The sequence below is a fragment of the Rhodopirellula sp. JB055 genome (assembly GCF_043100905.1).
In the GTDB taxonomy this organism is placed as follows: domain Bacteria; phylum Planctomycetota; class Planctomycetia; order Pirellulales; family Pirellulaceae; genus Rhodopirellula.
Genome location: NZ_JBICHO010000564.1, coordinates 1 through 2,886 on the forward strand (window position 1 = coordinate 1; position 2,886 = coordinate 2,886).

Here is a 2,886-nt window from a genome sequence, read left to right on the forward strand (position 1 = left end):
CGTGACAGTTGCCGACGCGACAGTGCCCGTGAGTGAGCTCGGAACCACGCGAATTCAGAGCAGCGTGGAACCGGCTGGCGAGCCCGTTGAAGTCCTTTCGGACGACTCTGAAAAAGTGGTCGCGGGGGCCGATGAAGCCAGCCAAATTGATGCTGCGATGCCCGATGTCAGCACCGGTTTGACCCGGATTTCGGACGCCGAAGAGGTGGTTGCCAGCGGCATCACGGGGCAGCCTCAGTTGCTCGGCGAAGCCGTGGATGAGGTCTTGACAGGCACTTCTGAGGTAAACTGACCCTGATTCGGCCCTCAAAAACCGAAAAAGGCTGAAAATCACGGTGTTTTCGGCCTTTGGAAGGGTTGCGGCCGGACCATGCGAGACATAACACTTGTGCCGCATCGGAGGGGAATCCCAACGTTCTAACTCCTACTTACTATTTAGTTCACCCATTTTTGCAGGTGCCGCTCATGGCCAAAGTACCGCCCAAACCACCGACGAAGACTCAAATCATCGCCAACATTGCAGAAGAGACCGAACTGACCAAAAAAGACGTTGCTGCTGTCCTCGACTCGTTGGCCGGTGAAATCGAGAAGTCGCTGCAAAAGGGTGGCCCTGGACAATTCGCTATCCCAGGTCTTTGCAAGATCGTCTTGAAAGATGTTCCTGCCAAGCCAAAGCGAAAAGGTCGCAATCCTGCGAACGGCGAAGAAATCTGGTTGGCTCCTAAGCCCGCCAGCAAGAAGCTGACCATCCGCCCACTGAAGGGCCTGAAGGAAATGATCTGATCGAGGGATCAGCTTCCTTCGAAGTAAGAAATGGCTGCCCTGCAACGCGATCTGCGTTGCGGGGCAGTTTTCGTTTGTGCTTTGATTAAATCAGACAAACGCTTCCTTTGGTCTTCGCCCGGTCTGTGATCGGGATGCCAGCGAGACGCAATCCCGCTATACTTCACCCACTTTTCATCCGTGATCTTTTCTCGGCGGCAACATGATCGAAACCTCCTCGAACGCGACCGCTTCCGATGTGGCCGCGAAAACTGTGAACGAAGAATCTCCCGCCGAATCGACGAACGCCCCACTCGAAACTGGTCCCGAATCGATGCCCCAACAGAAGGCCACTCGCGGCCGGATGGGCAAATTGAAAGGGGTTCGGGTCGCCGGAACTGGATCGTACGTTCCCGAGCGAATTGTTACCAACGAAGACTTGGCTGCTTTGGGTTGCGACAGCGACTGGATTGTTCGTCGCACCGGCATCCGGCAACGTCGGCATGCGGAACCCGAGCAAGCGACCAGCGACCTTTGTTACGAAGCCGCTCTTCGCTGTCTCGAGAATGCCGAGGTCTCGATCGACGAGATTGATTTGATCCTGGTTGCCACAATCACTCCAGATCATCCCACGCCTTCGACGGCATGCCATCTGCAACGCCGACTCGGCGCGGTCGCCCCTGCGATGGATGTGGGCGCGGCCTGTGCTGGATTCATGTACGCGTTGGTTACTGGAGCGCAGTTCGTTTCCAACGGCAACGCTCAAAACGTGTTGGTCATTGGCGCGGACTTGATGAGCCGCACGGTGGATCCCGAGGACAAAAAAACCTACCCGTTGTTTGGTGATGCGGCGGGGGCGGCTTTGTTGGTTCCTTCCAACGAGGATGACGGCCAGTCCAGCGATGGCGAGAGTGACTCCAGTGGCTCTGGCATCCAAACCGATGGGTTGTTGGCTTATCAACTCGGCAGTGAAGGATGCGGCGGCGAGATGCTGTGCATCCCGGCTGGTGGTTCGCGAACGCCAATCGTATCAGGCACCGATCCTGCGGCCAGTCGCTACTTGCAGATGGACGGCCGTGGTGTGTTCAAGTGGGCAGTGCGAATCTTTGACGAGAGTGCCAAGGATGTTTTGAATGCGGCCAATGTTTCGTCTGATCAACTGAGCTTGGTTGTCTTGCACCAAGCCAACCAGCGAATCATTGATTCCGCTGTGTCGGATCTGAACGTGTCGCCTGAGAAGGTGTTTGTGAATCTCGACAAGTACGGCAACACGTCGGGAGCGAGCATCCCGCTGGCATTGGACGAAGCCGCTCGCGAGGGACGCTTGAAAGAAGGTGACCTGTTGCTGCTGTGCGGGTTTGGTGCGGGTTTGGCTTGGGGCACCGCGCTGCTGCGTTGGTAGTCCCTTGGATTGGTGGCGTTCACGCCCGCGGATGAAATTCTCGGTGGACGCGTTGCAGTCGCGAGTGTTCGACGTGCGTGTAGATTTGGGTGGTTTGAATGCTGGCGTGTCCCAGCATTTCTTGAACTTGGCGGAGGTCGGCGCCACCAGCTAGCAAGTGTGTCGCGAAGCTGTGACGCAGACTGTGCGGGCTGATCTCGTCAGAGATTCCGGCTCGGTTGGCATAGCGTTTGACCAGGCGCCAGAGTTGGATTCGGTCCAGTGCTTTGCCGCTTCTGGAAAGAAACAGTTCGTCGACTTGGCCGGGATTTCGGTCTGCTAGCAGATGCCGGCTCTCTTCGAGATAAAGTTGGATTGCCTGAATCGCGCGACCGCCAACGGGGACCATGCGTTGCTTGTCGCCTTTCCCGTGACAGCGAAGGGTGCGTTCTTCCAGCGTGAGATCGCGAACGCGGAGGGTGCAGACCTCGGAGGCTCGGCAACCGGTGGCGTAGAGCACCTCGAGCAACGCTCGGTCTCGCTGCCAGAACGAGTCGGACTTTTTGACTGCGGAGAGAAACGCTTCGACTTCGTTGGGCGACAGCACGCCCGGCATCCGCTGCCAAGCCTTCTGCGTGGCCAGCAATTCGGCTGGGTTGTCGACCGTGATGCCTTCGAGCTGCAAGTACTTGAAGAAGGTTCGGATCGCCACGATCGCTCGCGAGATGGACGCGGGGGCCAGT

At 57.5% G+C, this 2,886-nt stretch carries 4 protein-coding genes; 3 read left to right on the forward strand and 1 reads right to left on the reverse strand.

What is annotated here, in order from left to right; genetic code table 11:
- The 3 genes from ACF8AM_RS22000 to ACF8AM_RS22010 form a co-directional block, all read left to right on the forward strand.
- Positions 1-292 (forward strand): hypothetical protein (locus ACF8AM_RS22000; protein ID WP_392557716.1); only part of this gene is annotated, 292 nt, incomplete at its 5' end.
- A gap of 173 nt (positions 293-465) precedes the next feature.
- Positions 466-783, forward strand: coding sequence for an HU family DNA-binding protein (locus ACF8AM_RS22005; RefSeq protein ID WP_047813421.1), 318 nt, complete (start codon positions 466-468; stop codon positions 781-783).
- Between the two features lie 202 nt (positions 784-985).
- A complete protein-coding gene (locus tag ACF8AM_RS22010) occupies positions 986-2,164 on the forward strand; it encodes a beta-ketoacyl-ACP synthase III (protein WP_392557717.1) in 1,179 nt (392 codons plus the stop codon).
- A 19-nt stretch (positions 2,165-2,183) separates the two neighbouring features.
- Here the strand turns inward: ACF8AM_RS22010 and ACF8AM_RS22015 are convergent.
- On the reverse strand, positions 2,184-2,886 hold a 703-nt coding region (locus tag ACF8AM_RS22015; protein ID WP_392557718.1), incomplete at its 5' end, for a site-specific tyrosine recombinase.